This is a genomic window from Micromonospora sp. NPDC005324, assembly GCF_040607155.1.
Lineage (GTDB): Bacteria > Actinomycetota > Actinomycetes > Mycobacteriales > Micromonosporaceae > Micromonospora > Micromonospora trifolii.
The window spans coordinates 191,010-216,154 of record NZ_JBEXGE010000003.1 but is presented as its reverse complement, the minus strand read 5'-3'; the positions used below and the strand labels follow the sequence as shown (position 1 = coordinate 216,154).

Annotated in this window: 22 protein-coding genes; 19 read left to right on the top strand and 3 right to left on the bottom strand. The window is 71.6% G+C overall.

Annotated features, from left to right (window positions below; all coding sequences use genetic code 11):
- The first annotated feature begins 96 nt into the window (after window positions 1-96).
- From ABZS40_RS04830 to ABZS40_RS04775, 12 genes are all read left to right on the top strand, one after another.
- The gene (locus tag ABZS40_RS04830; protein ID WP_354941948.1) at window positions 97-483 is read left to right on the top strand and encodes a hypothetical protein; all 387 of its coding nucleotides are present in this window, start codon (window positions 97-99) and stop codon (window positions 481-483) included.
- A gap of 139 nt (window positions 484-622) precedes the next feature.
- Window positions 623-3,457, top strand: coding sequence for a Na+/H+ antiporter subunit A (locus tag ABZS40_RS04825; protein ID WP_354941946.1), 2,835 nt, complete (start codon window positions 623-625; stop codon window positions 3,455-3,457).
- Window positions 3,454-3,933: a Na(+)/H(+) antiporter subunit C gene (locus ABZS40_RS04820; RefSeq protein WP_354941944.1), complete on the top strand. Its 480-nt coding sequence runs from the start codon at window positions 3,454-3,456 to the stop codon at window positions 3,931-3,933. Before ABZS40_RS04825 ends, ABZS40_RS04820 begins: the two co-directional genes overlap by 4 nt.
- A complete protein-coding gene (locus ABZS40_RS04815) occupies window positions 3,933-5,438 on the top strand; it encodes a Na+/H+ antiporter subunit D (protein WP_354941942.1) in 1,506 nt (501 codons plus the stop codon). The genes ABZS40_RS04820 and ABZS40_RS04815 overlap by 1 nt, the downstream gene beginning before the upstream one ends.
- Window positions 5,435-6,046 carry a Na+/H+ antiporter subunit E gene (locus ABZS40_RS04810; RefSeq protein ID WP_354941940.1) on the top strand — a complete coding sequence of 204 codons (612 nt, stop codon included), beginning with the start codon at window positions 5,435-5,437 and terminating at the stop codon, window positions 6,044-6,046. The genes ABZS40_RS04815 and ABZS40_RS04810 overlap by 4 nt, the downstream gene beginning before the upstream one ends.
- Complete coding sequence (locus ABZS40_RS04805; RefSeq protein ID WP_030489433.1) at window positions 6,043-6,306, top strand: monovalent cation/H+ antiporter complex subunit F; 264 nt, start codon at window positions 6,043-6,045, stop codon at window positions 6,304-6,306. Before ABZS40_RS04810 ends, ABZS40_RS04805 begins: the two co-directional genes overlap by 4 nt.
- The gene (gene mnhG / locus ABZS40_RS04800) at window positions 6,306-6,635 is read left to right on the top strand and encodes a monovalent cation/H(+) antiporter subunit G (RefSeq protein WP_354942094.1); all 330 of its coding nucleotides are present in this window, start codon (window positions 6,306-6,308) and stop codon (window positions 6,633-6,635) included. The genes ABZS40_RS04805 and mnhG overlap by 1 nt, the downstream gene beginning before the upstream one ends.
- 179 nt (window positions 6,636-6,814) lie before the next feature.
- Window positions 6,815-9,283 (top strand): fibronectin type III domain-containing protein, encoded by a 2,469-nt coding sequence (locus tag ABZS40_RS04795; protein WP_354941937.1) that lies wholly within the window; start codon window positions 6,815-6,817, stop codon window positions 9,281-9,283.
- 57 nt (window positions 9,284-9,340) lie between these two features.
- Window positions 9,341-11,830, top strand: a complete 2,490-nt coding sequence (locus ABZS40_RS04790) for a fibronectin type III domain-containing protein (protein WP_354941935.1) — start codon at window positions 9,341-9,343, stop codon at window positions 11,828-11,830.
- Window positions 11,831-12,030: 200 nt separating this feature from the next.
- Window positions 12,031-13,386, top strand: a complete 1,356-nt coding sequence (locus tag ABZS40_RS04785) for a hemolysin family protein (protein WP_354941933.1) — start codon at window positions 12,031-12,033, stop codon at window positions 13,384-13,386.
- Window positions 13,387-13,438: 52 nt separating this feature from the next.
- The gene (locus ABZS40_RS04780) at window positions 13,439-14,503 is read left to right on the top strand and encodes a hemolysin family protein (protein ID WP_354941931.1); all 1,065 of its coding nucleotides are present in this window, start codon (window positions 13,439-13,441) and stop codon (window positions 14,501-14,503) included.
- Between the two features lie 148 nt (window positions 14,504-14,651).
- Window positions 14,652-15,581 (top strand): sporulation protein, encoded by a 930-nt coding sequence (locus ABZS40_RS04775; RefSeq protein ID WP_354941929.1) that lies wholly within the window; start codon window positions 14,652-14,654, stop codon window positions 15,579-15,581.
- Window positions 15,582-15,763: 182 nt separating this feature from the next.
- Here the strand turns inward: ABZS40_RS04775 and leuE are convergent, their stop codons facing one another.
- On the bottom strand, window positions 15,764-16,435 hold the full coding sequence (gene leuE, locus ABZS40_RS04770) for a leucine efflux protein LeuE (RefSeq protein WP_354941927.1): 672 nt from the start codon (window positions 16,433-16,435) through the stop codon (window positions 15,764-15,766).
- Window positions 16,435-17,679 (bottom strand): bifunctional pyridoxamine 5'-phosphate oxidase family protein/GNAT family N-acetyltransferase, encoded by a 1,245-nt coding sequence (locus tag ABZS40_RS04765; RefSeq protein ID WP_354941925.1) that lies wholly within the window; start codon window positions 17,677-17,679, stop codon window positions 16,435-16,437. The genes leuE and ABZS40_RS04765 overlap by 1 nt, the downstream gene beginning before the upstream one ends.
- Before the next feature lie 36 nt (window positions 17,680-17,715).
- Between ABZS40_RS04765 and ABZS40_RS04760 the strand changes: the two genes are divergently transcribed.
- From ABZS40_RS04760 to ABZS40_RS04750, 3 genes are all read left to right on the top strand, one after another.
- Window positions 17,716-19,056 carry an aminotransferase class I/II-fold pyridoxal phosphate-dependent enzyme gene (locus ABZS40_RS04760; RefSeq protein WP_354941923.1) on the top strand — a complete coding sequence of 447 codons (1,341 nt, stop codon included), beginning with the start codon at window positions 17,716-17,718 and terminating at the stop codon, window positions 19,054-19,056.
- A gap of 246 nt (window positions 19,057-19,302) precedes the next feature.
- Entirely contained in the window at window positions 19,303-20,007 is a 705-nt protein-coding gene (locus ABZS40_RS04755) for a UdgX family uracil-DNA binding protein (protein WP_354941921.1), read from the top strand.
- A 150-nt stretch (window positions 20,008-20,157) separates the two neighbouring features.
- A complete protein-coding gene (locus ABZS40_RS04750; protein WP_354941919.1) occupies window positions 20,158-20,751 on the top strand; it encodes a hypothetical protein in 594 nt (197 codons plus the stop codon).
- A 6-nt stretch (window positions 20,752-20,757) separates the two neighbouring features.
- Here ABZS40_RS04750 and ABZS40_RS04745 read toward each other — a convergent pair whose 3' ends face one another.
- Window positions 20,758-20,952 carry a hypothetical protein gene (locus tag ABZS40_RS04745; protein WP_354941917.1) on the bottom strand — a complete coding sequence of 65 codons (195 nt, stop codon included), beginning with the start codon at window positions 20,950-20,952 and terminating at the stop codon, window positions 20,758-20,760.
- A gap of 57 nt (window positions 20,953-21,009) precedes the next feature.
- On the opposite strand from ABZS40_RS04745, the gene ABZS40_RS04740 reads away from it, so the two are divergent.
- The 4 genes from ABZS40_RS04740 to ABZS40_RS04725 all read left to right on the top strand — a co-directional run bounded on the left by ABZS40_RS04740 (window position 21,010) and on the right by ABZS40_RS04725 (window position 24,551).
- Window positions 21,010-22,401, top strand: a complete 1,392-nt coding sequence (locus ABZS40_RS04740; protein WP_354941915.1) for an MFS transporter — start codon at window positions 21,010-21,012, stop codon at window positions 22,399-22,401.
- 5 nt (window positions 22,402-22,406) lie between these two features.
- A complete protein-coding gene (locus ABZS40_RS04735; protein ID WP_238681837.1) occupies window positions 22,407-22,607 on the top strand; it encodes a DUF3046 domain-containing protein in 201 nt (66 codons plus the stop codon).
- Window positions 22,608-22,791: 184 nt separating this feature from the next.
- Window positions 22,792-23,838 carry a recombinase RecA gene (gene recA, locus ABZS40_RS04730; protein ID WP_354941913.1) on the top strand — a complete coding sequence of 349 codons (1,047 nt, stop codon included), beginning with the start codon at window positions 22,792-22,794 and terminating at the stop codon, window positions 23,836-23,838.
- Window positions 23,839-23,852: 14 nt separating this feature from the next.
- The gene (locus tag ABZS40_RS04725) at window positions 23,853-24,551 is read left to right on the top strand and encodes a regulatory protein RecX (protein ID WP_354941911.1); all 699 of its coding nucleotides are present in this window, start codon (window positions 23,853-23,855) and stop codon (window positions 24,549-24,551) included.
- The last annotated feature ends 594 nt before the right edge of the window (window positions 24,552-25,145 follow it).

Sequence of the window (25,145 nt, the reverse complement as noted above, 5' to 3'; positions counted from 1 at the left end):
GTGCGCTAAATACGTTAAGTCTCACTTAACTGCTTGCTTCTGAGGAGCAACATAAAGTAACTTCACTCGCAACGCGAACCGGGGTGAGGGGATGTGATGGCCGGCGAGCAGCGCACCGTCGAACCGGGCACCGACGTGCTGATTCGCAAGGTCGACAGCCACCTCGCCGCGCTCCGCGCCGGTCTCCACGGTCCCGAGCTGGAGCTCGCCGAACGCCTCGCCCGATGCCTGCGCGAGCTGGTTCTCTGCACCGCCCAGGCCAGCGCCGCCGACCGGGGTCAGGTCCGCGTTGCCGTCCACTACTTCGTGCTCCGTCGCGAGAGCCGTGGCCGCCTGCTCTCGGTGCGGTCGCTCACCGCCGCCGAGCGGGTGGTCGACCGGGTCGCCCGCCAACTCGGCCGCCCCGACCTGCTGGCCGAGCTGCGCCGCGACCGCCCCGCACCCGACGACGCCCAACCCCTCAACAACGCCCTGCTGCGCTGACGACCCCGCGCCAGAGGCACCGCGTGGCAACGACCGGGCGAATTCTGGCAAAACCGCCCGGTGGGGGAGGAACTGGCGTCTGATCGCTGCTAGGCGCCACCGCTGCCACGGGCGTCGGCCATGTCGATCGGGAGCGCAGGTGCTGGTACTGCTCATCCTCCACCTCGTGGCGGCCCTCGCCGCGCCCCTGCTCGTCCGCTGGTGGGGTCCGCGCGCGTGCTACCCGCTGGCGCTCGCGCCGGCCGCCGCGTTCTGCTGGGCGCTGGCTCGCACCCCGGCCGTCGCCGACGGCGGGGCGGTGGTCGAGACGTACCCCTGGATCCGGCAGTTGGGCCTCGACATCGCGTTCCGGCTCACCACGCTCTCCTGGCTGATGACGTTGCTGATCGGCGGCGTCGGCGCGCTGGTGCTGGTCTACAGCGCCCGCTACTTCGGCGCCGGGTCGATTGGGCTGGCGCAGTTCGCAGCGGTCCTGGTCGCCTTCGCCGGCGCGATGCTCGTCCTGGTCTTCGCCGACGACCTGCTGCTGCTCTACGTCGGCTGGGAGCTGACCACGATCTTCTCGTACCTGCTGATCGGGCACAGCACCGAACGGCGGTCCAGCCGCTGGGCGGCGGCGCAGGCGTTGACAGTCACCACGCTGGGCGGCCTCGCCATGCTGGTCGGCTTCATCATGCTGGGCGAGCACGCCGGTACCTACCGCTGGTCGGAGATCAGCGCGCTGCCGCTGCCCGGCGGCGGGTACCTGGTGGGCGCCGTGCTGCTGATCCTGGCCGGCGCGCTGTCCAAGTCGGCGGTGCTGCCGTTCAGCTCGTGGCTGCCGGTCGCGATGGCGGCACCCACGCCGGTCAGCGCCTATCTGCACGCCGCCGCCATGGTCAAGGCCGGCGTCTACCTGGTCGGACTGCTCGCGCCGGTGCTGGCCACGGTCGGCCCGTGGCGGCCGCTGGTGCAGATCGCCGGTGTGGCGACCATGCTGCTCGGCGGTTGGGCCGCGCTGCGCCAGACCGACCTCAAGCTGCTGCTGGCATACGGGACGGTCAGTCAGCTCGGCCTGCTGGTGGCGGTGACCGGCTCGGGGACCCCGGACGCCGCGCTGGCCGGCACCGCGATGCTGTTGGCGCACGCCCTGTTCAAGGCGGCGCTGTTCCTGGTCGTCGGCATCATCGACCACGGTGCCGGCACCCGTGACCTGCGCGAGCTGTCCGGGGTGCGGCACTGGTCCCGGCCGCTGTTCGTGGTCGCCGTGCTGGCTGCGGCGTCGATGGCCGGGCTGCCGCCGCTGGTCGGTTTCGTGGCAAAGGAGGCGGTGTTCGGGGCGTTCACCGACCAACCGGTGCTCCTCACCGGCCTGGTCGCCGGGACGGTGCTCACCGTCGCGTACAGCGCCCGCTTGCTCTGGGGCGCGTTCGCCGACCGGCCGGGTGTGGCGCCGGTCCCGTCGGGGTCGATCGCCGCGTCGCTGCTGGTGCCGCCAGCGGTCCTCGCCGGTGTCGGTCTGCTCGCCGGTCCGGCCGCGAGCGTGCTGGACGACCTGCTGCGCCCGTACGCCGATCTGCTCGGCGGGGTCGACGCGCACCTGGCGCTCTGGGCCGGGCCGACCCCGGCGCTCGGCCTGTCCGTGCTGGCGCTCGTCGGCGGCGGCCTGCTCTTCGCCGTGCGGGGGCCGCTCGCCCCGGTGCTGGCCCGGCTCCGGTCACCGGTGCGGGGAAACCAGGGGTACGAGTGGGTCGTCGGCCGCTTCGACCGGCTGGCCATCGAGGTCACCAGCGCGACCCAGCGCGGCTCACTGCCGCAGTACCTGGGCATCATCCTGGTCACACTGGTGCTGGTGCCGGGTGCGGCGATGCTCTCCGCCAGCCCCTGGCGGGCGCGGATTCCGCTCTGGGACAACGCGCTGCAACCGGTGGTCGTCCTGGTGATCACGGTGGCGGCGGTGCTGGCGGTCGGCGCCCGTCGCCGGTTGACAGCGATGCTGCTGGTGGGCATGACCGGCTACGGCACGGCGATGTTGTTCGTGCTGCACGGGGCGCCCGACCTGGCGCTCACCCAGTTTCTGGTGGAAACGTCGACGATAGCGGTCTTCGTGCTGGTGCTGCGTCGCCTGCCGGAGCGGTTCTCGGCCCGTCCGCTGCGCCGTACCCGCTGGGCCCGTCGGGTGATCGGGGTGGCGGCGGGGGTGGTGGCCGCCGGGTTGGCCCTCACCGCCGTCGGCGCCCGCCGCGCGCCGGACATCTCCGCGGCCTTCCCCGATCTGGCAGTGGCGCACGGGTACGGCCGCAACGTGGTCAACGTGACCCTCGTCGACATCCGGGCCTGGGACACGATGGGCGAGCTGGCGGTGCTGGTGGTGGCCGCGACCGGGGTGGCCAGCCTGATCTTCGAGCGCTCCCGCACCGGGCCGCGGCCGCGCCGGCCCGAGTCCGACCAGGGGGCGGGCGGGCGTGGCCGGCCGGTCTGGCTGCGCGGTGGCCCCACCCTCTACGAGGAACGCCGCTCGATCGTGTTGGAGGTGGTCATCCGGCTGATCTTCCACACCGTGGTGCTGTTCTCGCTGTTCCTGCTCTTCTCCGGGCACAACGCTCCGGGCGGCGGGTTCGCCGGAGGGCTGGTGGCGGGTCTCGCCCTGGTGGTGCGCTACCTGGCCGGCGGCCGGTACGAGCTGACCGAGGCGGCCCCGATCGGCGCCGGCGCGATCCTCGGCGCCGGCCTGGCCATGGCGGTGGGCAGTGGCGTGGTGGCGCTGCTGGTCGGCGGGTCGGTGCTGGAGAGCGCGAAGGTCGACCGGGCCCTGCCACTCGTCGGCGAGGCCCATCTGGTCACGTCGCTCTTCTTCGACATCGGCGTGTACCTGGTCGTGATCGGGTTGGTGCTGGACATCCTGCGCAGCCTCGGTGCAGAGGTGGACCGGCACATCGAGGCCACCGGAACAGCCACCGGCGGGTTGGCCGTCGACAAGGGAGACCGGGCATGACGCGGAGCGGTGCGGGGCCGACGTTGGTGCTGGTGCTTGCCATCGCGGTGCTGGTCGGGTGCGGGGTGATCCTGCTGTTGGAGCGGAGCCTGACCCGGATCCTGCTCGGGGTGGTCATGCTCGGCAACGGGGTGAACCTGTTGATCCTGTTGGGTGGGCGGTCGGGCGGGGCGCCGATCGTCGGCACGGGCCCGGTGGAGCGGATGAGCGACCCGCTGCCGCAGGCGATGGTGTTGACCTCCATCGTGATCACCTTCGGGTTCACCGCGTTCCTGCTCGCTGTGGCGTACCGCAGCTGGTATCTCTCCGGCGACGACGAGGTGCCCGACGACCTGGAGGACCGGCAGATCATCCGCCGGGCCGGGCGCAACGAGGTGAGTGCTGTCGATCGCGGTGGGGAGGGCCCGGACGGCGACCCGGAGCAGGTCGATCCCGAGCCGGCCCGCCGCCGGTTACGACGCGGGGACGAGTCGTGATGCGCGCCCTGGTGCCGCTGCCGGTGGTGGTGCCGCTGCTCGGCGCGGCGCTGACCCTGCTGTTGGCCGGGAAACCCCGAATCCAGCGCGCGACCAGCGTGCTGTGTCTGAGCGGCACGCTCACGGTGGCGGTGCTGCTGCTGGTGCAGGCGTATCGGCACGGGCCGGTGGTGGTGGCGGTCGGGGGGTGGCCGGCGCCGGTCGGCATCGTCCTGGTGGCCGATCAACTGGCCGCGCTGATGCTGGTGGTCTCCTCGGCGGTGACCCTCTGCGTGCTGCTCTACTCGATCGGCCAGGGTCGCAGCGAGACGAGCGAGAGCTCGCCGGTGTCGATCTTCCACCCGACGTACCTGGTGCTCACCGCCGGCGTCACCAACGCGTTCCTGGCGGGTGACCTGTTCAACCTCTTCGTCGGGTTCGAGATCCTGCTGGCCGCCAGCTTCGTGCTGATCACCCTGGGTGGCACCGAGACCCGGATCCGGACCGGGTCGACGTACGTGGTGGTCAGCATTCTCTCCTCGATGATCTTCCTGACCGCTGTGGGTCTGGTGTACGCGGCCACCGGCACGCTCAATCTCGCCCAGCTCGCCCAGCGGCTCGACGCCCTGCCCGACGGTGTCCGACTGGCCCTGGAGCTGATGTTGCTGCTGGCCTTCGCGATCAAGGCGGCGGTGTTCCCCCTGTCGGCCTGGCTGCCGGACAGCTACCCCACCGCGCCGGCCCCGGTCACTGCCGTCTTCGCGGGTCTGCTCACCAAGGTGGGCGTCTATGCGATCATCCGTACCGAGACGTTGCTGTTTCCCGGTGGGCGTGCCCACGTACTGCTCATGGTCGTCGCCGGGTTGACCATGGTGATCGGCATCCTCGGTGCGGTGGCCCAGTCAGACCTGAAGCGACTCTTCTCGTTCACCCTGGTCAGTCACATCGGCTACATGATCTTCGGGGTGGCGTTGAGCACCGTCGCCGGCCTCTCCGGCGCGATCTTCTACGTGGTGCACCACATCACCATCCAGACCACGCTGTTCCTCGTCGCCGGGCTGGTCGAGGAGCGCGCCGGCAGCACCGACCTGCGGCGTATCGGCGGGCTGGCCCGGGTGGCGCCGCTGCTGGGTGTGCTCTTCTTCGTCCCGGCCATGAATCTCGCCGGAGTGCCACCGTTCTCCGGTTTCCTCGGCAAGCTCGGCCTGCTCCAGGCCGGGGTGGCGGCCGGCGGGCCGCTGCCCGGGGTGCTGGTCGCGGCCGGCACGCTGACCAGCCTGCTCACCCTGTACGTGGCGTCCCGGGTGTGGAACATCGCCTTCTGGCGGGCGCCCCGGCTGGCCACCAGCGAGCCGGCCGTCCAGTTGCCGAGGCTGATGGTGGGCGCCACAGTGGCCCTGGTCGCCCTCGGGCTGGCGTTGACGGTGCTGGCTGGTCCGCTCTTCGACGTGACCGCCGCCGCCGCCGCGGACCTGCGGCTGCGCACCCCGTACGTGCGTGCCGTACTGCCGGGCGGTGTGCCGTGACCGGCACCTCCGAGCCGGCTCCCGACGCCCCCGGGCCCGCCGTGGTGGGGCGGGGCCGGCTCGGGCGCTGGCGGGACCAGGCGGTGGCGCTCGGGTGGCTGGTGGTGGTCTGGACCCTGCTCTGGGGCGACATCAACTGGGCCAACCTGGTCGGCGGCCTGCTGGTGGGCGCGGCCGTACTGGTGTTCTACCCGCTGCCGGCGGTCAGCTTCGGTGGCCGGTTGCGACCGTGGGCGCTGCTGGTGTTCGCGGGCCGGTTCGCCGTCGAGCTGGTCAGTGCGAGTCTGCACGTCGCCCGGATCGCCGTGCAGCCCGGCTACCGGCCGCGCGGAGCGATCATCGCGGTCCGGTTGCGGGTGTCCACCGACCTGAACCTGGCGCTCACCGCCGAGGCGGTCTCGTTGGTGCCGGGCACGTTGATCCTCGAGGTGGACCGGGACTCCGGAACGCTCTACCTGCACGTCCTGGACACCCACGGCCCCGGGGACCTGGACGTGGCCCGGGCCCGCACGCTCGCCGTCGAGCGGCGAGTCGTCCGCGCGGTCGGCTCCACCAGCGAACTGCGCCGCCTCGACGTCACCTCACCCGAGAAGGGAACCCCCCCGTGACCACCTTCCTGGCCGTCGTCCTCACCGCCCTGCTGTCGGTCACCGCGCTCCTCGCGTTGGCCCGCCTCTACCGGGGCCCGTCGCTGGTGGACCGGGTGATCGCCGCGGACATGCTGCTCGCCACGATGGTCGGCGCGGTGGGCGCCGAGGCGGCGGTCAACCGGCACGCCACCACGCTGCCCGTGCTGGTGGTGCTCTCCCTGCTCGGCTTCGTGGGCTCGGTGTCGCTGGTCCGCTTCGCCGTCCGGGAGCAGCAGTGATCGCGACGATCGCGGACTGGCTCGGCGCCGGTTGTCTGGTGGCCGGCGCGCTGCTCGGCCTGGCCGCCGGGATCGGCGTCCTGCGTTTCCCGGACGCGCTGTCCCGGATGCACGCGGCCACCAAGCCGCAGGTGCTCGGGGTGCTCCTGTTGCTGCTGGGCATCGCGTTGCGGCTGCGGTCCCCGGCGGACCTGGGCATGATCGCGCTGGTGGCGGTCTTCCAGTTGGCGACCGCGCCGGTGGCGGCGCAGATGATCGGGCGGGCCGCGTACCGGTCGGGGCGGGTGGACCGCAGTCTCCTCGACGCCGACGAGCTGGCCGACCGGTGACCCGACCCGGCCGCCCGGACTCAGCCGGCGGTGTGGTCACCGATCCGAGCGCACCCTGCGATTAGCACACACTCCTGTTCGATCTCTAGATGCACAGGTATCTATCGCCTCGCCCGAACGCCTCTTGCTGCTACGAATCGACCGCTGTGACGATGTGCGCATCACAACGGGAGACACAAATGAAGAGATGTTCGCGGGCCCGGACCCGTGTCGCTGTCGCACTCGTCGGTGCGGTGACCCTCGGCCTGCTGGTCGGCGTGCCGCCCGGGCCCGCCGCCGCGGCCCTGCCCGTGGGCGGGATGACGGCCGCCGCACTCAACACCGAATTCAACTCGTACGGCGACACCGGCGGCAAGCGGACGAGTGGAGACAGCACCGTCTCAATCCCGTTGCCTGACGGCCGCGACGCCTGGCTCTTCTCGGACAGCCTGATCGGCACCGTCAACGCGGACCACACTCTGCCGAAGAACACCCCGATGGTGAACAACTCCATCGTCGTGCAGGACGGATCCGACCTGGTCCAGACAGTGCACGGCGGCTCGGCCGCCGCACCCGCCTCGCTCGTCCGCCCGACCGATGGCAGCGCCGACAAGTACTGGGTCGGCGACGGCACTGTCGAGAGTGGCGCGCTGCGGGTGGTCTACCAGCGGATGAAGACGACGGGCACCGGGCCGCTGGACTTCGCCCAACTGGACAGCGCCGTGGTCACCTTCGACCTGCCGGCGCTCACCGTGCGGAGCATCGTGGACCGGGGCTACGGCAACAGGATCGCCTGGGGTTCGGCGGTGCTCGAGGACGGCGCGTTCACCTATATCTACGGGGCTGAGTCCGTCGGCCAGATGCGCTTCGCCCACGTCGCCCGGGTCCCGGCCGGCGGACTCTCCGGCGCCTGGCAGTTCTGGACCGGCAGCGGCTGGTCCACTGCCCAGGGCAGTTCCGCTCGGGTGCTGTCCGGCGTTGGTGCCGGTTTCGGCATGCAGAAGGTGGGCAGCGACTACGTTCTGGTCACCCACGAGAACAACCTGACCTTCTCGGCCGACTTCGTGGCCTACACCGCCAGCTCGCCCACCGGCCCCTTCGCCGGTCCGGTGCCGTTGTTCACCGCCCCGGAACCGGCCTCCATCCCGGGCAGCATCGTGTACGACTCCCGCGTGCACCCGGAGTTGGCACGCGCCGGGAAGCTGTTGGTGTCGTACAACGTCAACAGTCTCATCGCGGATGCCGTCTACGGCGACGTGAGCACCTACCGGCCCCGGTTCGTCGAGGTCGACTGGCCCCGGCCCACGCCCGATCCGGCCGCGGTGCCCGCCGCGCCCACCGCCCTGACGGCGCAGGCCGACAGCAGCGGCAGTATCAGCCTGCGCTGGCAGGCGCCCGCCGGCACCGGCCTGACGTACGAGGTCCACCAGCGGGACGTGACGGCGGGGCAGACCCACCTCGCGCGGGTCTCCACCGGGATCACCGGGAGTTCCACCGAGCTGAGTGTGTTCTACGAGACCGGCCACACCTACGAGTTCCGGGTCGCGGCCCGCAACACCGCCGGGACCGGGCCGCTCTCCGCCCCCGTCACGGTGGCCATCACCGTCGGAGTACCCGCGTCGCCGACCGGTCTGGTCGCGGCCGCCGTCGACGGGGGTGTCATCACGCTCAACTGGAACACCGTTCCGTACGTCTGGCGGTACGAGGTCTACCGGCGTGACGTCACCGCCGGCGAGTCCGAGGCCACCCGACAGTGGGACTCCTCCCCACAGGACACCACCCTCTCGCTGAACGGCCTGGAGAACGGCCATCAGTACGCGTTCCAGGTGGTGGCTGTGCACGGCGGCGGCGAGTCGCCACGGTCGATCGAGGTGACCGCGACGGCGTTCTACAGCAGACCGCCGACGCCCACCGGGCTGACCGCCACCACCCAGAGCACCGGCGACATCAAACTCCAGTGGACGCACGCCAACAGCACCGACTGGTTCTACGTCTACCAGCGGGACGTGACCGCCGGCGAGACGGACTTCACCAGGCTGGAGTGGCCGGTCGACACCTGCTGCACGATGACCGCGGGCGGCCTGGAGAACGGGCACACCTACGAGTACAAGGTCACCGCCCTCGGCAAGGGCGGCGAGTCGGCGCAGTCCGGCGTGGCCACGGCGACCGCACAGCGACCCCTTCCCGCCACCCCCACCGCCCTGGCCGCGGCCGCGCAGCCGGACGGCAGCATCAAGCTCACCTGGCAGCAGTCGCAGCCGGATGTCTGGTTCCAGGTGTACCAGCGCGACGTCACGGCCGGCGAGATGAGCTTCACCAAGCTGGAGTGGCCGGTGACCGCCTGCTGCACGATGACCGCCGGTGGTCTGGACGACGGGCACACCTACGAGTACAAGGTCAGCGCGCTCGGTGCCGCCGGTGAGTCACCGACGTCCGCCGTCGCCTCCGCGACCGCTGACGTCGCGGCGCCCTCCGCCCCGACCAATCTGCGGGCCACGGCCGGAAACGGCCAGGCGGTGTTGACCTGGGACGGTGTCGCCGACAACTGGCACCTGGTGTACGTACGGGACGTGACCGCCGGCGAGACGGTGTTCAACCAGCTTGAGTTCCCGGTCACCACCTGTTGCACGATGACGGCCGGTTATCTCACCAACGGCCATCGCTACTAGTTCAGGGTGACCGCCAGCGGGTCGGGCGGGGAGAGTACGGCGAGCAACGTCGTCGCGGTGACGCCGACGGCCCCGCTGCCCGCGGCCCCCAGCGCGCTGACCGCGACGGCCCAGGCCGACGGCACCATCAAGCTGGCCTGGACGGCTCCCGCCCCGGATCTGTGGTACCAGGTCTACCAGCGGGACGTGACCGCCGGGGACGGCGCTTTCACCAAACTCGCCACCCCGGTCACCACCTGCTGCACGATGACCGCCGGCTACCTCACCAACGGCCACTCGTACGAGTTCAAGATCGCCGCGATCAACTCCGGTGGTGAGGGTCCCACCGGAAACGTGGTGTCCGCGACGAGCAACCAGCCCCGTCCGACCGCACCGAGCAACCTGAGTGGTCAACCGGCCGGGTCCGGCACCATCGAACTCAACTGGGACGCACCGGCACCCGGCCTCTTCTACTGGGTCTACCAGCGCGATGTCACCGCCGGGCAGGCCACGTTCACCAAGTCCTCCCTGCCCAGCAGCACGACCTCGGCGACCCGGGGCTACCTGGCCGACGGCCATGTCTACGAGTTCAAGGTGACCGGTGAGAGTCAGGGCGGGGAGGGCTCCGCCTCGGCGACCGTCCGGGTCACCGCCGTGGGTGGGGTGCCTCAGGCGCCGAGTGGGCTGACGGCCACCGCTGGCGACGGCAAGGTGATCCTCACCTGGACCGCCAGCCCGACCGGCGGTTCCTGGTACCAGGTCTATCTGCGCAACGCGAGCGCCGGCCAGTCGTGGCAGAAGCTGGCCAGTCCGGTCACCACCTGCTGCACCATGACCGCCGGCTACCTCAGCAACGGCGATGTCTACGAGTTCAAGATCACCACCATCAACGGCGCCGGTGAGTCCACGCCGACGTCGGTGGCCAGCGCCAAGCCCCTGCCACCGGTACCGGCCGCGCCGTCCGGCCTCACCGCCACCGCTGGCGACGGGAAGGTCGTCCTGGGCTGGACGGCAAGCCCGACCGGCGGTGTCTACTACGACGTCTACCTCCGCGACGTGACCGCGGGGCAGTCCTGGCAGAAGGTCGGACTGCCGGCGACCTGCTGCACGATGACCGCGGGCTACCTCGCCAACGGCCACCGCTACGAGTTCAAGCTGGCAGCCAGCAACATGGCCGGTCAGTCGGCGACCAGCAACGTCGCGGCGGCGACCCCTCTCCCGCCGTTCCCCCAGGCGCCGTCCGGCCTGACCGCCAGTGCCGGCGACGGCAAGGTGACGCTGCGATGGACGGCCAGCTCCACGGCGAAGGTGTACTACCTCGTGGAGTACCGGGTCTCCGGCGCGGCGAACTGGACCCGGTTGAAGTTGCCGGTCACCCAGTGCTGCACCTTCGTTGCCGGTTACCTCGGCAACGGCACGACCTACGACTTCCGGGTGCGCGCCACCAACCAGGCGGGGGACAGTGCTGCGAGCAACACCGCGTCGGCCCGACCCATGCCGCCGTTCCCGCAGGCGCCCTCCGGGTTGAGTGCGGCGGCCGGGAACGGCAAGGTGACGTTGACGTGGACCAGGAGTCCGACGCCGAACGTCTACTACCTGGTCGAATACAAGACGAGCACCTCGTCGACCTGGACCCGGGTCAAGATGCCGATCACCTCGTGCTGCACCTTCGTCGCCGGCTACCTGGGCAACGGCACCACGTACAACTTCAGGGTGCGGGCGACGAACATGTCCGGTGACAGCACACCGAGCAACGTCGCCTCGGCCAAACCCATGCCGCCCATCCCCACGCGCGTGTCGTCGCTTTCCGCCAGCTCCAACGGGGTCAGCCAGGTGAACCTGAGCTGGACCAGGAGCAGCACCGCCGGTGTGTACTACTGGATGGAATACCGGACTGCCGGGGATTGGCACTGGATTCGTCTGCCACTGCCTGCCTCGGGCACCTCCGCCGCGCTGAGGCACGGATTCTCGGACGGCGAGTTGCATGAGTTCCGGGTGGTCGCCTTCAACATGTCCGGGGAGAGCGCCGACTCCCCGATCGCCGAGACGATCGTCGACCGGTCCGAGTACGCGAGGACCCGCGGCGGAAACGACCGCAACGGCAGTAATCTCGTCGCCACCCGGGTATTGGGGGGCGGGAGCTGGTGTGCCCCGGGCTTCGGCTCGCGGGTGTGCTACGGCACCTCGCCCGCAGGAGATCAACCGGCAACCGTCGGAGACTACTTCTTCTACGGTGGAAGCGAGAGTTCGTACCGGGCCCGCCTGCGGTGTGAGGCGTACAAGCGGGCGAACATCCGCTTCGGCTATGGCCGGATCTCTGCCGACATAAGGGGCCCGGATCTCCCACGGCACGAGGTGATCCATTCCGACGCGTACGCGCGATACCCGTCCGCGGCAAACTTCCTGGCGGACTACGGAATTCAGTCGGCTTACTCGAAACTGACGACCGGGAACCCCTACGAGGCGAACAGGTTCGAGAAAGAGGCCAATCTCTACTGGGGCGGATACTTCGTCTTCGATACGGCGCGTCGCTACGGCGGTACCTCGGAGTGCAGCTGGTTGTACTGACCCCGCACCGACCAGGTGGACGGCCCCGGACGCAGTCCGGGGCCGGCTGCCCGCGTCACCACCAACCCCCAGCGGGCTTCCAGTCGGGGTGGATAAAATGGCGGCATGATCGACTCGTCTGCCCAGGAGGGCAGCAGTAGCCAGCCGGGTCGTGCCCGGCATATTCCCGCCCCGACGACCCCGGGAGCCCTGAGCGACCCGTGTTGATCGTCGTCGGTCTCCTCTTGATCATCGTGCTCACCGCCGCCACCGGTTACTTCGTGGCGCAGGAGTTCGGCTATGTCGCGGTCGACCGGGGCAAGCTGCGCCAGCTCGCCGATGACGGCGATCAGGCCGCCGCCCGGGCCCTGACCGTCACCAGCCGGCTCTCCTTCATGCTCTCCGGTGCCCAACTGGGCATCACCGTCACCGCGCTGCTGGTCGGTTACGTCGCCGAACCGTATCTGGGCGGTGGCCTCGCCGACCTGCTCGGCGTGGCCGGCGTCAGCGAGGCGGTCAGCCTGCCACTGTCGGTGGCGTTGGCCCTGGTCATCGCCACCATCGTGCAGATGGTCCTCGGCGAGCTGGCGCCGAAGAACCTGGCCATCGCACGGGCCGTGCAACTGGCCCGGGCGCTGAGCCGCTCCACCCTGATCTACCTGGCCGTGGCCGGGCCGCTGATTCGGCTCTTCGACCGGGCCTCGGTCCGGCTGCTGCGCCGCATCGGCATCGAACCGATCGAGGAACTGCCCAGCGGCGCCACCCCGGCGGACCTGGAACAGATCATCGCCGAGTCCCGCGAGGAGGGCAGCCTCGACGCCGAGATGTCCACGCTGCTCGACCGAGGTCTGGACTTCCGCGAGCTGACCGCCGGCGAGGCCATGGTGCCGCGCGTCGACGTGCACACCGTCCGGGCGCACGAACCGGTGAGCCGGGTGGTCGAGCTGCTGGACACCGGCCACTCCCGCTTCCCGGTACGTGGTGCGGAGGGCGTCGACGACCTGCTCGGCATCGTCGGCATCGCCGACGTGCTCGGCGTACCCCCGGGGGAGCGGGCCACCACCCCCGTGAGCGCGGTGGCCGGGCCGCCGCTGCTCGTACCGGAGACGTTGCCCCTGCCCACGGTGCTCGACCGGCTTCGGTCCGGGCACCGGCAGATGGCGTGCGTGGTCGACGAGTACGGCGGCTTCGCCGGCGTCATCACGCTGGAGGACATCGCCGAGGAGCTGGTCGGCCCGATCCGCGACGAGGACGACCCACCGGATCGGGCACCGGCCCGGCAGGACGACGGGTCCTGGGTGGTGCCGGCCCGCTGGCGGATCGACGAGGTCGCCGACAGCACCGGCATCGCCCTGCCCGAAGCCCCCGAGTACGACACCCTGTCCGGGTTGGTGATGCGGGAGCTGGGCCGGGTGCCGGAGGTCGGTGACCGGCTGGAGATCAGCCTGCAACCCGAGGGGGCGGACGGCGAGGACAACGAGGCGGAGCCCCGGGCGCTGGTCGAGGTGCTGGCCGTGGACCGGCACGTGGCCGACTCGGTGCGGTTGCAGCTGACCAAACCAGAGGTGACCGCATGAGCGCGAGCAATGAGCTTGCGAGCCCCGCAGTCGCGAATGAAGGACAGCACCGATGAGCCCCGGGATCGCACTGTTCAGTTCGGTGATCCTGCTGGCGCTGAACGGGTTCTTCGTGGCCGCCGAGTTCGCCCTGGTGGCCAGCAAGCGCTACCGCCTGGAGCAGGCGGCGGCGAACGGTGGTCGGGCGGCACGTGCCGCGTTGGATGGCGTCCGCGAGCTGTCGCTGATGCTGGCCGGCGCGCAGCTCGGCATCACGCTGTGCACCCTGGGTCTCGGCGCGCTGGCCGAGCCGGCGATCGAGCACCTGCTCAGCCCCCTGCTGCACGCGGTGGGCCTACCGGACGCGGCGAGTCACCTTGTCGCCCTGGTCTTCGCCCTCGGGGTGGTGACCTTCCTGCACCTGGTGGTGGGGGAGATGGCGCCAAAGTCGTGGGCGATCACCGACGCGGAGCGCTCGGCGACGCTGCTCGCGTTGCCGTTCCGCGCCTTCGCCCGGGTCTCCCGGCCGGTGCTGTCCGCGCTGAACGCCCTGGCCAACGCGATCCTGCGGTTGTTCGGCGTCAACCAGCAGGACCAGCTCGCCCAGGTGCACGGGCCGGACGAGCTGCGGATCCTGCTGGAGCAGTCCCGTGAGCACGGGCTGCTCGGTGCCGAGCAGCACCAGCTGCTGACCAGCATGCTGGAGTTGCAGGGCACGTCGGTGGCGCAGGTGATGGAACCGTTCGCCACCATGGTCACCGTCCGCCGGGACGACCCGGCCGGGCGGATCGAGGAGGTCAGCCGGGACAGCGGCCGATCCCGGCTCGCGGTGCTCGACGAGGCGGGTGACGTCTGCGGGCTCGTGCACGTCCGGGAGGCGGTACGGGTGGTCACCACCGGCCGGGTCGCCACCGCCGGGGAGCTGATGACACCCGCGTTCACACTGCCCGCCACGTCCTCGGTCACCGAGGCGGTGGCGGCGATGCGGGCCCGGCAGTCGCAGCTCGCGTTGGTCCGCAACGGCGGTGGCCCGGCCCGGCCGATCGGCTTCGTGGCCCTGGAGGACCTCCTGGAGGAGGTCATCGGGGAGTTCGACGACGAGACCGACACGGTCCCGCGCGGGCGTCGGATGCGCTGACCTGCCGACCCGGCCGCACTGACGAGGTGCGGCCGGGTCAGCGCTCGCCCTGGGAGCGCCGCTCGACGCGGGCGGGCTTGAGCCGACCCCGACCGGGTAGGCGCGCCTGGTGGGGCCGGCGGGGCCCCGTCCCGGGAGGGGGCGCGCGGTGCGGCTGACGGGAGTGTCCCCGGAGCCCGGTCGGACCGGGCTCTCCGTGCTGACCACGCTGCCCAATCCGAGTACCCGCCCGGGCCTGCGCCTGCCGGGGCGGGTGACTCTCGCCGCCGGCCCGGTGGACGTGCTGGTGCGGCACATCCGGCTCGGCCTCGTCACCACTGTCGAACCGGACGACCCGTTCGCGGCCCGACGTCTCATGCAGTTCCACCACCTGCCGATCGCCGGCCGGTTCGTCGTACCGGCCGGCCGGCGGCGGGCTGTCGACTTCGCGTTCCCGCTGCCCTGGGAGACCCCGGTGACCACCTTCGGTGGGGTGCCGCTGCTGAGCCTGCGGATGGGCCTGCGGACCGAGGTGTCGCTCGACCCCGACCGTGACCAGGGGGCCATGGTGCCGGTCTTCGTGCATCCGATCCCCACCCAGCAGCACGTGCTGTCGGCGCTGGACACGCTGGGCTTCATGATCCGCCAGTCCGGGTTGCAGGAGGGCGGGTTGCCGGGGGTGGAGCACACCCTGCCGTTGCACCAGCGCTGGGGCTACTGGGTGGGGCCGCTCTACGCCGGCCCGATCACCGAACTGGAGGTGATCTTCGTGACCAACTCGGCGGGCCTGGAGGCGATCCTCTGGATGGACCGCCGGCTGGCGCTGGCCGGAATCACCCACCAGAGCATCAGCCGGTTCCGGATCTGGCACGAGGACGCCGACCGGCGGGACTGGGTCGCCACAGTGGACGGCTGGATCCGTCAGGCGATCAACCGGCACGCCGCCGCGGCCGCGCACGCCGACTGGTCCGCGCAGATCGCCGGGTCGGCCCACGTCAGCCGCCATCCCGACGAGCCGATCCGACCCGGCTACGGCCTGGGCGGCACCGCCGGAGGCGCCGGCGTAGGAGGCGGCGGCTCCGGCGGCGACGGAACCTGACCCCCGCCCCCGCCCCCGCCCTCGCCCCCCGCGGCCTCCGCCCTCCCGGGTCGATCATGGAGTTTTGGTGGGATGAATATCCCGTATCGCGCCTTTTGTGAGGCACCACAACTCCTTGATCGACGCGCGCAGGAGCGACGGGGGTGACGGGGGCGGGGCGGGAGGGCGGGGGGGGGGGGGGGCTAGCCGGCGCTGGCGGTGGCTAGCTTGAGGCTGAAGGCCAGGAAGAGGGCGGCCACGGCGGTGGTGCCACCGGCGGCCAGGCGACGGCGTTGACGGAACTGGGCGGCCAGGAAGGTGCCCGCGAAGATCAACGCGGTCAGGTAGAGCGCGCTGGTCACCTGCGCGATCAACCCGAGCAGCAGGAACGACAGCGCCGGCCAGGCGTAACCGGGGTCGACGAACTGGATGAAGAATGAGATGAAGAACAGGATCGCCTTCGGGTTCAGCAGGCTGATCACCAGCGCCTTGCGGAACGGGCTGCGCATCGCCGCCGGCTCCGCGGCGTCGATGAGCCGCGGCGTGCTCGGGTCGTTGCGGTCGCGCCAGCGCCGCGCGGCACCGAGCAGCATGGTCACCCCGACATAACCGAGGTACGCGGCGCCGGCGTACTTGATCACCATGAACAGCGGCGGGTACGCCTTGAGCAGCGATGCCACCCCGGCGGCGGAGAGGAACATCAGCACCCCGTCGCCGACGAACACGCCACCGGCGGCCCGGTAGCCGACCGCGACGCCCCGTTTGGCCGCGGTGGAGAGCACGAAGAGTGAGTTCGGCCCGGGCAGCAGGATGATGGCCACGGTGCCCAGCACGTACGTCCAGATGTCGTTGATCCCCAGCACGCCCGCCATCATCACGCCACCGGTGCCGTCCGCAGAAGTCTTTCTCTTAGCCTGGCCTGTGCGTTCGGCCACTCGTCGATGGTCATCGCGTACTGCACGGTGTCCCGCCAGGAGCCGTCCGGGCGTTGCCGGTGCATCCGCAGCACCCCTTCCCGGGTCGCGCCGAGCCGTTCGATGGCCGCCTGGGAACGAACGTTGCGGATGTCGGTGTGCCAGGCGACCCGCACCGCGCCCAGGTCGTCGAAGGCCCGGCTGAGCAGCAGCAACTTCGCCTCGGTGTTGATGCCGGTACGCCACGAGGGCCGGCCGAGGAAGGTGTGCCCGATGGCCACCGCCCGCCGCTCCGGGTCGATGTCGTAGTAGGACGTGCTGCCGACCACCGCCCCGGTCGCCGCGCAGCGCTGCACCCAGGCCACCCGCTCGCCCCGGTGCTGGGCGGCCAGAGCGGCGCCGATCACCTCGGCGGTCTCGGCGGGGGCGGTGGGCGGCGCGACGCTGAGGTGCCGCCACACCTCCGGGTCAGCGGTGGCGGTGTGCAGCTCGTCGGTGTGGGCCAGCTCCAGCGGCTCCAGCCGAACGTGCTCGCCGTGCAGCGGCACCGGGTCGTGCCAGGGCGTGCGGGGCGTCCGCAGGTACGCCGGCAGCGGCGCGGTGACCCCGGCGTCCGGCTCGGGTGCCCCGGCGGTCAGTCGCAGTGGCAGCACGCCGGCCCAGTGCGGCAGGTCCAGGTCGGCCTCGTCCTCGCGGACCCCGCCGGTGCGGGCCCGGACGGACACCTCGCGCAGTGGCAGCGCCAGCACGGCGGTCTCGGCCAACTCGCGACGGCTGGGCGGACGGGTGGCGGTGCTGCGTCCCGCGCCTACCTTCTCGACCAGCGCGGTGAGCATGGCGAGCTTCTCCCGCTCGTCGGTGACCAGGCGGGCGGTGCCGTGCGCGACGACCGAGCGGTAGTTGGCGCTGTGGTGGAACTGGGAGCGGGCGTAGACCAGCCCGTCGAGCACTGTCACCGCGACACAGACCGGCAACCCGTCGTCGCCCCGGGCGGCGAGCAGCGGCCGACTGCCGGTGGATCCGTGCAGGTAGAGCGTGTCGCCGATGCGGACGTGCAGGGTGGGCAGCACCCGTGGCTGGCCGTCGACGGTGAAGCTCAGCGCGCAGTCGTACGCCTCGTCGAGCACGGCGTGGGCCGCGGCCCGGTCGTAGCTCATCTTGTCGCGGGAGCGGTGGGGTGTGGTCCGGGCGGTGGGTGGATACATGCGCTCGCCCCTTTGTTCTAGTACAATCTCTTATTTGTGTCAGCACACTATCAGCTCACCGGTACGACAGCCGTCGAGATTTCGGCCAGCATCGAGTCGGGCATCCGTACCGGCGCCCTCTCACCCGGGGCCGCCCTGCCACCCGTGCGGGCACTCGCCGCCGAGCTCGCGGTCAGCCCCGCCACCGTCGCCCGTGCCTACCAGGAGCTACGCCAGCGCGGCCTGCTCGCCACCGCCGGTCGCCACGGCACCCGGGTGCGCCCGCGCCCGCCGGTTGCCGCCCGCCGCTCCGCGCTGCGCCCTCCACCGTTGCCCGGCGCCCGAGACCTCTCCCGGGGTGAACCCGACCCCCGGCTGCTTCCCCCACTGGGCCCGCACCTGGCGGCGCTCGCCGCCGACGACGGCCCGCCGGTCGGCTACTCCGATGCCGGAGTGCTGCCCGAACTGGCCGAGGCGGCTTGTGCGCGGCTGCGCGCCGACGGCGTCCCGGCCGGGGAGTTGACGCTCACCGGCGGTGCGCTGGACGGCATCGAGCGGCTGCTCGGCGCCCACCTGCGCCCCGGCGACGCGGTGGCGGTCGAGGACCCGGGCTGGGCCAACCTGCTCGACCTGGTCGCCGCGCTGGGCCTGCGCCCGATCGGTGTGCCGCTGGACGACGAGGGGCCGTTGGTCGCCGGGGTGGCCGCGGCGCTCGCCGCCGGAGCGCGGGCGCTGATCATCACCAGCCGGGCGCAGAATCCGACCGGCGCCGCCGTCTCCGAGGAGCGCGCCGAGGCGTTGCGGGCGCTGCTCGCTGGCCGGCGGGACCTGCTGCTGATCGAGGACGACCACGCTGCCGAACTGGCCCGCGTACCCCTGCACCCGCTCGCCGGTGCGACGGCGAGTTGGGCCTTTCTCCGCTCGGTGAGCAAGCCCTTCGGCCCGGACCTGCGGCTGGCGGTGCTGGTCGGCGACGAGACGACGGTGGCCCGGGTGAGCGGCCGCACCCGGGTCGGCGCCGGTTGGGTCTCGACAGTGCTGCAACGCCTGGTGCTCGCCCTGTGGCGGGACCCGGCGGTCACCGAGTTGGTGCAGCGGGCGGCGCAGAGCTACGAGCAGCGCCGCGTCGGGCTGCTCGCCGCGCTGGCCGAGCACGGACTGAGCGCACACGGTCGCAGCGGCATCAACGTCTGGCTGCCGGTCGCGGACGAGACCAGCACTGTGACCGCGCTCCGCGACGCCGGCTGGGCGGTGGCTCCCGGCGCGCTCTACCGGATAGCCGCCCCGCCCGCGCTGCGCATCACCGTCAGTTCCCTGGACACTGCCGACCTGGCCCCGCTGGCCGCCGCCCTGGCCCACGCCGAGAACCCACCCCCCTCCCGAGGCTTCCCGACCTGAACCACTCCATCGGGGGGATTCGGGACGGTCGGGACGGGTATGCGGGCGCCCGGAGGTGGGGGACATGGCTTCTGGGGCTCGTAAGGGGATCTGGATCGCGGTGGCGGTGGCGATCATCATCATCGTCATCGTGCTGATCGCGATCGCGTCCGGCGGCGACGGGGGCGGTAACGGGTACTGACGCGTTGCGGCCGGGCGCCGGGGCGTATCCGGCGGCGAGCATCGAACGGGTATATAACAGTCGGCATGGCCGAGCAGACCGGGAGCGCTCCGGGCGCCCAGCGGTTCATTCCGCCCGACGCCGACACCATCGACGACCTGCGCACCGCCGCTGGCGGCTGCCGGGGCTGCGAGCTGTACCGGGACGCCTCGCAGACGGTCTTCGGCCGGGGCGACGAGAGCGCCCGCGTGGTGCTCGTCGGCGAGCAGCCCGGTGACATGGAGGACCAGAAGGGACTGCCCTTCGTCGGCCCGGCCGGACGCCTGCTGCGCCGCGCCGTCGACGACGCCGGGTTGGACCCGGGTCACCTCTACCTGACAAATGCCGTGAAGCACTTCCGTTTTGAGCTGCGTGGCAAGCGGCGAATCCACCAGACCCCGGACCAGGCGCACATCACCGCCTGCCGCCCCTGGTTGGTCGCCGAGTTCGCCCGTCTGCGTCCGGAGGTCGTGGTGGTGCTCGGCGCGACCGCCGCCAAAGCGCTGCTCGGCCCGTCCTTCCGGGTCACCCGACAGCGGGGCGAGCTGCTGCCCTGGCCGGAGTCGGCCCAACACCCCGCGGACTTCGCGCAGGTGCCGGTGGACAACGCCGGGAAACGGGTCGACGCGCCGCAGGCTCGGCTGCTGGCCACCATCCACCCGTCCGCCGTCCTGCGGGCCGACGACCAGGACAAGGCGTACGAGGGCCTGGTCGCCGACCTCACCGTCGTCACCCGCGCCCTGCCCGGCTGACCGGCGACCGCAAGCCGCCTGCCCCGAGCCGACGCACATCGCCGTAACCCCGGCGCCGTCCAGATCTTGGACAGTTTCCGTTCGCGCCGAACGGAAACTGTCCAAGATTGACAGTGTGTCGCGGATCTCGGGCGTGGGTAACGGGGGTCGATGGACGTCGACAAGGTGGAGAGTCGGGCGGATGCCGTGGCCCTCGGCCGTCGCGAGAGATGGAAGCGGTTCTTCGAGCGGGCACCCGGCTTGCAGCTCATGGCCGTCTACTGGGTGCCGATGACGGTGCTCGTCGTGCTGCCGGTGCGCTGGCTCTTCGACCGACACGAATCGCTTGACGAAGCCGTGCTGGGTGCCGCGCTGAACGCCGTCTGGCTCGGCCCCGCGGTCTACTTGAGTCGGCGAATGGTGGGCGAGCAGGCCGCCCGGCGCGATCCCGAGGGGTACGCGCTGCGCGAGGCGGTGCGCACCGGCACCGTGCCCGAGGACGACGCGGTACGGGCCGACCTGCCCGGCTACCTCGCCGGACAGCGGCGGGCCACCTGGGCGGCGCTGCTGTCCATCCTGGGCATCTCCCTCGGGCTGATCCTGCTCGCTCTCGTCGCCGCCGACAACGAGGGCTTCGCGGTGCTCTTCGGCGTGGTCGCCGCCGTCAGTGTGGCCGTCGCCGCGCGCACCCTGACCCGGATCCGTCGGCTGGCAGCCCTGCTGGCCGCGCCCAACCCACCGGAGACACCGGGATCGCGTGGGTAGGGCGGCTCAGCCGCCCGCCGTGATCTTGCTGAACACGTCCTTGGCGGCGATCAGACCATCGCGGACCAAATAGAGATCCACTCCGCGGAGCATGGTCCCGTCCTCCGCCGGCGGCCGGCTCCACTCGCACAGGACCCGGTCGCCGGCCGACCGGACCGCTCCGAGGGTCGGCCCAGGGCCGAGCTGGTCGGCGAAACCCACTGCCGCTGGTCGGTGCGGGTGCGCGAGGATGAGTCACCCCTTCCGACAGGAGCGCCGATGGCGACCGACCTGACCGCGCCGCGTACCGCCGCCCGACCCGACGTCGCGTCGATCCAGCGGCGTACCCTGCGGCTGCTCTTCACCACCCAGATCATCGGCGGGATCGGCGTGACCATCGGCATCGCCGTGGGCGCGCTGCTCGCGGCACGGATCGCCGGCACCGCGGTGGCCGGTGTCGCGCAGAGCGCCGGGGTGGTCGGTGCCGCGCTGCTCGCCGTTCCGGTCACCCGGATCATGGCGCGGCACGGTCGCCGGCCGGGCCTGGTGCTGGCGTATGCGGTCGGCGCCGTCGGCGGCCTGCTGGTGGTGCTGGCCGCGGCCACCCGCTGGGTGCCGCTGCTCTTCCTCGGCATGCTGCTCTTCGGCGGGGGCACCGCCGCGAACCTCCAGGCCCGCTACACGGCAGTGGATCTCGCCGAGCCGGCCCGCCGGGGGCGGCAGCTCTCCCTGATCGTCTGGGCAACCACCATCGGTGCGGTGGCCGCGCCGAACTTCGCCGCGCTGGCCGACCGGGTCACCACCGGCTGGGGGTTGCCCCCGCTGGCCGGCCCGTTCGCGTTCAGCGCGGCCGCGTTCGTGCTGGCTGCCGTCGTACTCCTCGGGTTGCTCCGGCCCGACCCGCTGCTCACCGCGCGGCGGCTCGCGGCGGCCGACGCGCCGGCCGCCGATCTGCCGCCGGCCGCCGACGCGACGGCGACCGCTGTGGCGGCCGAGGCGCCGGTGGCAGGTGGCGGTGCGACGCCGGCCGCCGCGCCGGTCACGGTGCGCGCGCCGCGCGGCGCCGGGATGCGTGCGGCCTGGTCGGTGGTACGCGGACAGCCCGCCGCCCGACTCGGCATCGCCGCCGTGGCGGTGGGTCACCTGGTGATGGTGGCGGTGATGGCGATGACTCCGGTGCGGCTCGGTGAGTCGCACGCCGACGCCGACGTGTTGCGGCTGGTCGGCATCGTGCTGAGCCTGCACATCGCCGGCATGTACGCGTTCTCCCCGGTGGTCGGGTGGCTCACCGACCGGCTCGGTCGACGGGCGGTGATCCTCGGTGGGGTCGGGCTGCTGCTGGTCGCCTGCGCGGTCGCCGGCACCGCCGGGCACCACACGCCCCGGCTCTCGGTCGGTCTGGTCCTGCTCGGGTTGGGCTGGTCGGGGACGATGGTGGCCGGCTCGACCCTGCTGTCCGAGTCGGTGGCGGCCGAGGTGCGGCCGAGCGTCCAGGGGCTGTCCGACCTGATCATGGGGTTGGCCGGGGCCGGGGCCGCCGTGGTCAGCGGGTTTGTCATGCAGTTCGCCGGATATCCCGTGCTCACCCTGCTCGCGGCGGTCGCGGCGGCGCCCCTGGTGGCGCTAGCGTTGCGCCCGGTGCCGACCGGGGCACCGGACGAGGAGGGCTGATCACTGTGCGGCTGACCGATTTCTGGACGCGGTTGGACGAGGCGTTCGGGCCCGGCTACGCGGCCAGCATCGCCCGCGATCAGGTGCTGTCCCAGCTCGGCGGGCGGACCATCGAGCAGGCCCTGGCATCGGGGGAGCAGACGCACATGGTGTGGCGGGCGGTTTGTGCCGCGTACCCCGACCGGGTGCCTGCCCGACTACGCTGAGCAGCCTTTTCGTCGGTTCCGCGTGTCGCTTGTCGAGTCGTACACCTGTTCGGCTATTGTCCACAGCTGGGTGCTCGTCCACAGCTCGCGGCCCGTCGGCTGGTTTTCTGTCGGACCTAGCGCCTAGCGTGTCCGCGTGACGCGAAGCTCAGCAAAGACGCCGGCGAAGGCAGGGGTGGCAACCATGGCAGCAGGGCCTGACCGGGAGAAGGCACTCGACCTTGCTCTCGCTCAGATTGACAAGCAATTCGGCAAGGGCTCGGTGATGCGGCTGGGTGACCGGCCGGTCGTCCAGACCGCAATCATTCCGACCGGCTCCATCGCGCTCGACGTGGCCCTCGGCATCGGCGGCCTGCCCCGTGGCCGGGTGGTCGAGATCTACGGCCCCGAGTCCAGCGGTAAGACCACCGTGGCACTGCACGCGGTGGCCAACGCCCAGCGCAACGGCGGCATCGCCGCCTTCATCGACGCCGAGCACGCGCTCGACCCGGAGTACGCGAAGGCCCTCGGCGTCGACACCGACGCGATGCTGGTCTCCCAGCCGGACACCGGCGAGCAGGCGCTGGAGATCGCGGACATGCTGATCCGCTCCGGCGCCCTGGACGTCATCGTGATCGACTCGGTGGCGGCCCTGGTGCCGCGCGCCGAGATCGAGGGCGAGATGGGCGACAGCCACGTGGGCCTCCAGGCCCGGCTGATGAGCCAGGCGCTCCGGAAGATCACCGGTGTGCTCAGCAACACCGGCACCACGGCGATCTTCATCAACCAGCTGCGGGAAAAGATCGGCGTCATGTTCGGCAGCCCGGAGACCACCACCGGTGGTCGGGCGCTGAAGTTCTACGCCTCGGTCCGGCTCGACGTGCGACGCATCGAGAGCCTCAAGGACGGCACCGACGTGGTCGGTAACCGCACCCGGGTCAAGGTCGTGAAGAACAAGGTCGCCGCGCCGTTCAAGCAGGCCGAGTTCGACATCATGTACGGCAAGGGCATCTCGCGTGAGGGCTCGCTGATCGACGTCGGCGTGGAGCAGGCGATCATTCGCAAGTCCGGAGCGTGGTACACGTACGACGGCGACCAGCTCGGCCAGGGCAAGGAGAAGGCCCGGGAGTTCCTCAAGGAGAACCCGGACGTGGCCGCCGAGATCGAGAAGAAGATCCTGGAGAAGCTCGGCGTCGGGGTCGGCGCGGGTGACGCCGCCGGTGGCCCGGAGCTGCCGCCGGTCGACTTCTGACCGGTCGCTGACCCATGGCAGGACGACGCGCTCGTACGGGGCGGGGCTGGGATGCCAGTCCGCCTCGTACGGGCGACGCCACCGATCCGCCCCGCCCTCGGCGAGGCCACCGGGGCCGGTCCGAGGAGGCCGACACCGTCGAGTCTGCGGCGCCCCCGCGCGACGAGTCCGAGGTGGCCCGGGAGATCTGTCTGCGCCAGCTTGCCGTCCGGCCCCGCACCCGGGCCGAGTTGGCCGGGGCGTTGGCCAAGCGGGGCATCTCCGAGGAGGTCTCGGCGGAGGTCCTCGACCGGTACGACGAGGTCGGCATCATCGATGACGCCGCGTTCGCCCGGGCCTGGGTGTCCAGCCGGCACGCCGGGCGTGGCCTGGCTCGCCGGGCGCTCGCCAACGAGCTGCGCCGCAAGGGCGTGGACGGCGAGGTGGCCACCGAGGCGTTGGGTGAGCTGGACGAGGAGACCGAGGCGGACACCGCCCGTGGCCTGGTGGAGCGCAAGCTACGCACCGCGCGAGGTGAGCCGGACGCGGTCTTCCGCCGGCTGGTGGGCATGCTGGCCCGCAAGGGCTACCCGCCTGGCGTGGCCATCCGGGCGGTGAAGGACGCGCTCGCCGCGCAGAGCGCCGAGGCGGCCGATTTCGCCGAGCAGATCGACGCCGACGCGCTCGCCGAGGCCGAGGGCGAGTTGGAGCGCGACAACCGTCTGGTCGAGTGAGCGGTCCGCTGCGACTCCCGATGGAGGTGCGGGCCCGATGTTGAAGGCATGTCTGAACGGTGGGCACGGCCGGGAGGCCCATCCGGCCGTGCCGCTCACGGCGGCGGAGTTGGCCGCCGATGCGGCCCGCTGCGCGACGTCGGGAGAAGACGGATCGGTCACACCTCGCTCGTCGTCGCCCCCGCCTGACAACCGCCTGGGCGGCCGCTGAGCAGGCCCGACACGTCCAGTGGGCAGCACACCTCGCGGAGTTTGTCCCTTCCTGTCCGCCGTGATATCAGCGCGCCGTGACGGCTCAACTTCTCTCCGTTCGGGGGGTTTGATCATGAGTCCTTGACCGGAGCACCCCCGGAGACCTAGCCTCGCCATACAGGCTCACATTGCCCGACCATTGCAGGCTAAGCGCACAACATAGATCGCGTAACAAGACAGCATCACTTTGGCCGGCTCCACGGCCTTTGGCGGCAGTTCCGGACAGGCCGGTCCGGAACGCTGCGACAACTGCACCCGGTCGCCGACGCTGCCCCCTGGGCACCGCCGGCGGAGAAAGCTACCCACGGCCAGCCGCTCCGGTCGGGCGTCCACAGCCGCAGG